The sequence below is a fragment of the Streptomyces sp. NRRL B-24085 genome (assembly GCF_001282115.1).
In the GTDB taxonomy this organism is placed as follows: Bacteria; Actinomycetota; Actinomycetes; order Streptomycetales; family Streptomycetaceae; genus Streptomyces.
Map to the genome: position 1 here is coordinate 1 of NZ_LJBR01000521.1, position 5493 is coordinate 5493.

At 72.4% G+C, this 5493-nt stretch carries 5 protein-coding genes and 1 pseudogene; 5 read left to right on the forward strand and 1 reads right to left on the reverse strand.

Annotation, left to right across the window (positions count from 1 at the left end):
* The 5 genes and pseudogenes from AOJ26_RS38445 to AOJ26_RS38465 all read left to right on the forward strand — a co-directional run.
* Positions 1-1248 (forward strand): annotated as a pseudogene (locus tag AOJ26_RS38445) (hypothetical protein); the annotation flags it as partial.
* 102 nt (positions 1249-1350) lie between these two features.
* Complete coding sequence (locus AOJ26_RS38450) at positions 1351-2274, forward strand: ABC transporter ATP-binding protein (protein ID WP_053852982.1); 924 nt, start codon at positions 1351-1353, stop codon at positions 2272-2274.
* The gene (locus AOJ26_RS38455) at positions 2271-3029 is read left to right on the forward strand and encodes an ABC transporter permease (RefSeq protein WP_053852983.1); all 759 of its coding nucleotides are present in this window, start codon (positions 2271-2273) and stop codon (positions 3027-3029) included. Before AOJ26_RS38450 ends, AOJ26_RS38455 begins: the two co-directional genes overlap by 4 nt.
* Positions 3026-4192 (forward strand): sensor histidine kinase, encoded by a 1167-nt coding sequence (locus tag AOJ26_RS38460; RefSeq protein WP_053852984.1) that lies wholly within the window; start codon positions 3026-3028, stop codon positions 4190-4192. Before AOJ26_RS38455 ends, AOJ26_RS38460 begins: the two co-directional genes overlap by 4 nt.
* Positions 4189-4806, forward strand: coding sequence for a response regulator transcription factor (locus AOJ26_RS38465; protein ID WP_053852985.1), 618 nt, complete (start codon positions 4189-4191; stop codon positions 4804-4806). Before AOJ26_RS38460 ends, AOJ26_RS38465 begins: the two co-directional genes overlap by 4 nt.
* A gap of 72 nt (positions 4807-4878) precedes the next feature.
* Here the strand turns inward: AOJ26_RS38465 and AOJ26_RS38470 are convergent.
* The coding region (locus AOJ26_RS38470) for a transglutaminase-like domain-containing protein (RefSeq protein WP_053852986.1) at positions 4879-5493 on the reverse strand (615 nt) is incomplete at its 5' end.

Here is a 5493-nt window from a genome sequence, read left to right on the forward strand (position 1 = left end):
GACTGCGGCGCGGGGAGCGCCGGTGCCCCCGGCGGCGCTCCCGGTGCCGGTCTCGGCCCCGGTGGCGGTCTGAGCGACGACACCGCGATCCTCACCCCGCAGAAGCCCGCCCCCGGACCGGGCGCACCCGGCTACGGCGCCCCGGACAACGTCTCCGGGCACACCGTCACCAGCGGTATGCCGGTCGTGCCGTCGGGTGCCCAGAACGCCCCCTTCGGCCAGGCCACCGAGGGCCGTACGCCCCCTAAGCTGCCGGACAGCCCGGCGCAGGAGGCCCCGGCCGCCGCGTCGAAGAAGAAAAAGAAGAAGGGCCGCAGCAAGCTGGCGATGGTCGGCGGCACCGTGGTCCTCCTCGGCGTCGGCGCCTACGGCGCCGGTCTCCTGATGAACCGCTCCGACGTGCCCAAGGGCACCACCGTGCTCGGCGTGGACATCGGCGGCGGCACCCGCGACGACGCCGTCAAGAAGCTCGACGACTCCCTCGGCAGCCGCGTGAACGAGCCGCTGAAGCTGTCGGTCGGCGGCGGCACCGTCTCCCTCAAGCCGGACCAGGCCGGACTCCAGCTCGACGAGCAGGCCACGGTCGCCGCGGCCGCCAAGAGCGACTACAACCCGGTCTCCGTCATCGGCTCCCTCTTCGGCAACCACCGGGTCGTCGACCCGGTCATGCCGGTCGACGAGGAGAAGCTCCAGGCGGCCCTGGAGGACGCCTCGGGCGGTGCCGGCTCGGCGACCGACGGCACGATCAAGTTCAAGAACGGCAAGGCCGTCGCCGTGTACGGCAAGGCCGGCAAGGGCATCGACGTCGCCAGGTCGACCGCGGCGGTCGAGGAGGCGTACCGCACCCAGATGGAGACCGGCACCGCCGGCCAGGTGACGCTGCCGACGGTCACCAAGCAGCCGACGATCTCGAACGCCGAGGTCGACCGGGTGATGAAGGAGTTCGCGGAGCCCGCGATGTCCGACCGCGTCACCATCCAGACCGACGCGGCGCACAGCATCCAGTTCGGCTCGCTGTCCCTGCCGAAGATCCTCGGGTTCAAGGCGGTCAACGGCAAGCTCGTGGAGACGTACGACCTCGAAGCGCTCAAGGAGGCGTACGGCACCACCTTCGTCGGCGTGCAGATCAACGGCGCGAGCGGCAAGCGCGACGTGCTGCCCGAGGACGTGGCGTCCGCGCTCCGCAAGGCACTGCGCGGCAAGACGGCGGCGGAGCGCGTCGGGGTCATCGACACGAACCCGAGCTGACCCGTCGCGAACCCCGTACCGAGTGCCGCATGACATCTGTCATGCGGCACTCCGGACGGCCGACACTGCCCGCCACCGCACCCGCGCGGCCAGCATGGCCGTATGACAACGACAGCCCCGGTGGTCGCGTTCGACCAGGTGAGCAAGGCGTACGGCGAGGTACGCGCCGTGGACGGACTGACCCTGACCCTGCGGCCGGGGGAGACCGTCGCGCTGCTCGGCCCCAACGGCGCGGGCAAGTCGACCACCCTCGATCTGCTGCTCGGCCTCAAGACGCCCGACAGCGGCGGCGTCCGCCTCTTCGGCGGCACCCCGCGTGAGGCGATCGTCGCCGGGCGCGTGGGCGCGATGCTCCAGAGCGGCGGCCTGATGGACGAGGTCACGGTCGCCGAGCTGGTAGGGCTCGCCTGCGACCTGCACCCCAAGCCGTACCGGCCCTCCGAGGTGCTGTCCCGCGCGGGCGTCGCCCAGATCGCCGACCGCAAGGTCGGCAAGCTCTCCGGGGGCCAGGCCCAGCGGGTCCGCTTCGCCCTCGCGACCGCCGGCGACAGCGACCTGATCGTCCTCGACGAGCCGACCACCGGCATGGACGTCACCACCCGCCAGGCCTTCTGGGCCACCGTGCGCGAACAGGCCGACCAGGGCCGTACGGTCCTCTTCGCCACCCACTACCTCGAAGAGGCCGACGCCGTCGCCGACCGGGTGCTGGTCCTGCACCGGGGCCGCCTGCTCGCCGACGGCACCGCCGCCGAGATCAAGGCCAAGGCGGGCGCCCGCAGGATCGCCTTCGACATGGAGGGCGCGGTCGACGAGGCCCTGCTGCGCGCGCTGCCGTTCCTGAGCGCCATCACGGTGTCCAACAGCGGCTCCGGCCGGACCGTCCGCATCCAGTCCACCGACGCCGACGCGACCGTCCACGCCCTCTACGGCCTCGGCATCTACCCCCGCAACCTCGAAGTCGCCGGGCTCGGCCTGGAGCAGGCCTTCGTCGCCATCACCGAGGCCGAGGAGGCCAAGCAGTCATGAGGAACACCTCTGCTTCGCGGGGCCTGGTCAAGCTGGAACTCGTCCGCGCCCTGCGCAACCGCAAGTTCCTGTTCTTCTCGGTGCTGTACCCGTCGCTGCTGTTCCTGATCATCGCGGGCGGCACCGGGACCACCGACGAGGTCGACGGCACCGGTCTGACGGTCGCGACCTACATGATGGTCTCGATGGCCTCCTTCGGCGCCCTGACCGCCGTCCTGATGGGCAACAGCGAGCGCATCGCGAAGGAGCGGGAGGGCGGCTGGGTACGGCAGTTGCGGCTGACCGCCCTGCCGGGGCACGGCTACGTCCTCGCCAAGACGGCGAGCGCGGCCGTGGTGAGCCTGCCCTCGATCGTGGTGGTGTTCGTCGTCGCCGCGGTCGTGAAGGACGTACGCCTGGAGGCGTGGCAGTGGCTCGCCCTCACCGGTGCGATCTGGGCCGGGAGCCTCGTCTTCGCCGCGCTCGGCGTCGCCATCGGCTACCTCGCCACCGGCGACGCCGTCCGCCCGATCACCATGATCACCTACTTCGGACTGTCGCTGCTGGGCGGCCTGTGGATGCCCACGACAACCTTTCCGCGGTGGCTCCAGGACATCGCCGAGTGGCTGCCCACGCACGCGTACGCTGCCCTCGGGCAGGCCATCGAGCAGAGCCGCGCCCCGCACGCACAGGACATCGCCATTCTGGCCGTCTCCTTCGCCCTGTTCGCGGGCGGCGCGGCCTGGCTGTACCGGAAGGACACGTTGAAGGCGTGAGCGGCACCGGCGTCGGGATCGGGCAGCGCCCGGAGACCCGCAAGCAGATGATGGTCAAGATGCTGTGGACGGGCATCTGGCTGGTTTATCTGAGCGCACCCGTCTCGGACCTCCTGCACGGCGGCCACGGAGTCGCGGCGGTCGTCCTCGGCTGGCTCGGCCTCGCGGGCTTCGTCGCCTGGTACCTGGCCCTGCTGTTCCGGACCGGCCGCCGCAACGCCCAGGAGTTCGTGCTCGCCTCCCTGGCGGTCCTGTCGGCCGAGTCGGCCCTGCTCGTCCTCACCCTGGGCCGCGAGTGGCTGGTCCTGTTCGTGTACGTGTCGATCGCGTCCGGCGCGGCCCTGCCGCTGCGGCTCGCCCGCTGGACCGTCCCGGCCGCGTCGGCCCTGATGGCGTGCCTCGCCCTGGTCGTCACCGACGGCACGGAGTACATCGGAGCCCTGCTCATCCCGGCCCTGCTCGGCGGGTTCGCGATGACCGGCGTCCGTGAACTCATCAGGACGACCATCGAGTTGCGGGAGGCCAGGGCCCGGGTCGCCCAGCTGGCCGCCAACGAGGAGCGACTGCGCCTGGCCCGCGACCTGCACGACCTCCTCGGCCACTCCCTGTCCCTCATCACCCTGAAGAGCGAGCTGGCCGGCCGGATGCTCCCTGCCCACCCCGACAAGGCGGCCCAGCAGGTCGCCGACATCGAACAGGTCAGTCGCCAGGCCCTGGTGGACGTCCGTGCGGCCGTCTCCGGCTACCGGCGCGCCCGCCTCGCCGCGGAACTCGCGGGCGCGCAGGTCGCGTTGACGGCCGCCGGAGTGAGCGCCACCCTGCCCGCCGAGCCCGACCTCACCGGCGTCCCCGAGGAGAGCGAGTCCGCCCTCGCCTGGGCGCTGCGCGAGGCGGTCACCAACGTCGTACGGCACAGCGGGGCCCGCGGCTGCACGGTGGAGCTGCTGCACCGCCAGACCCTTGACGGGCCGCGGCTCGAACTCACCGTCGAGGACGACGGCTCGGGCGGCTCGGGCGACGGCCCCGGCAACGGCCTCACCGGTCTCAGCGAACGCCTGGAGAAGGCCGGCGGCACCCTGGAGGCCACCGGCACCCGGCGCGGCTTCCGCCTGGTCGCCCGCGTGCCGGCCGGGGCCGCGGCCGACATAGGATCCGCCTCATGACGAGCCGCACGATCAAGGTCCTGCTCGCCGAGGACCAGTCGATGGTCCGCGAGGCCCTGGCCGCCCTGCTCGGCCTGGAGGACGACATCGAGGTCGTCGCCCAGGTGGCCCGCGGCGACGAGGTCCTCTCGGCGGCCCGCGCCCACGACGTCGACGTGGCCCTCATGGACATCGAGATGCCGGGTGCCACGGGCATCGAGGCGGCGGCCCTGCTCCACGAGGAACTCCCTGCGGTCAGGCTCGTCATCCTCACGACCTTCGGCCGCCCCGGCTACCTGCGCAGCGCGATGGAGTCGGGCGCCGACGCCTTCCTGGTCAAGGACGCCCCCGCGGCCCAACTGGCCGAAGCGGTACGCAAGGTGCTGGCGGGGGAGAAGGTCATCGACCCCACCCTTGCGGCGGCGGCCCTGGCGGAGGGCGCGAACCCGCTCACCGACCGCGAGCGAGAGGTCCTGCGGGCGGCGGCGGACGGCTCCACGAACGCCGAACTGGCCGAGACCCTGCACCTGTCCCAGGGAACGGTCCGCAACTACCTCTCGACGGCGATCCAGAAACTGGCGGTCCGGAATCGGGCGGAGGCAGTCCGGATTGCAAGGGAGAAGGGCTGGCTGTGAGGGCCTTTTGCTTTTAGGGGCGCGGGGAACTGCGCGACAAGCCCCCACCGGGCCGCAGACGCCACACAACCGTCAGTTCAACATCGCTCGAGCGGAATGGGCCTGCTGCCGAATCCGAGCCGCCGCCGCCTCGTCCACCGCAGCCACCACCCCCGCGTACGCCTCCAACTCCCCGGCCCCCTCGACGAAGTCACCCCGCTGCACGAGCAACTGCGCCCGCTCGTACCGCAGCCGCGCCGGATGCGAGGGCAGCAGCAGGGCCAGCTCCACGGCCCACAGCCCCACGTCCGACCGCTCCGGCCGGGCCGCGGCCCACGCGCGGACGTTGTTGAGGATCCGCTGCACCACCTCCAGCGGGTCCGCCGGACCCAGCATCGACGGATCGAGCGAGCCCCCGGTCGCCCCGGCGACCAGCACCTCCGCGTCGCCCCCGCTCAACACCCGCCCCCCGTCGAAGGGATCGGCCAGCACCTGCTCCTCCGGCGGCCCGAACCCCACGACGAAGTGCCCCGGCAGGGCGACCCCGTGCACGGGAGCCCCCGCCCGCCGGGCCACCCCCATCCACACCACCGACAGCAGGATCGGCAGCCCGCGCCGCCGCACCAGCACCTCGTGCAGCAACGACGACTCCAGTCGCTGGTAGTCCCCGGCGGAGCCGCGGAACCCGCACCGGTCGCCCAGCAGCTC

What these genes read in the sequence shown, in the direction of transcription:
- AOJ26_RS38455 (WP_053852983.1), top strand. Translation starts at nt 2,271, where the DNA reads ATGAGGAACACCTCTGCTTCGCGGGGCCTGGTCAAGCTGGAACTCGTC.
- AOJ26_RS38450 (WP_053852982.1), top strand. Translation starts at nt 1,351, where the DNA reads ATGACAACGACAGCCCCGGTGGTCGCGTTCGACCAGGTGAGCAAGGCG.
- AOJ26_RS38465 (WP_053852985.1), top strand. Translation starts at nt 4,189, where the DNA reads ATGACGAGCCGCACGATCAAGGTCCTGCTCGCCGAGGACCAGTCGATG.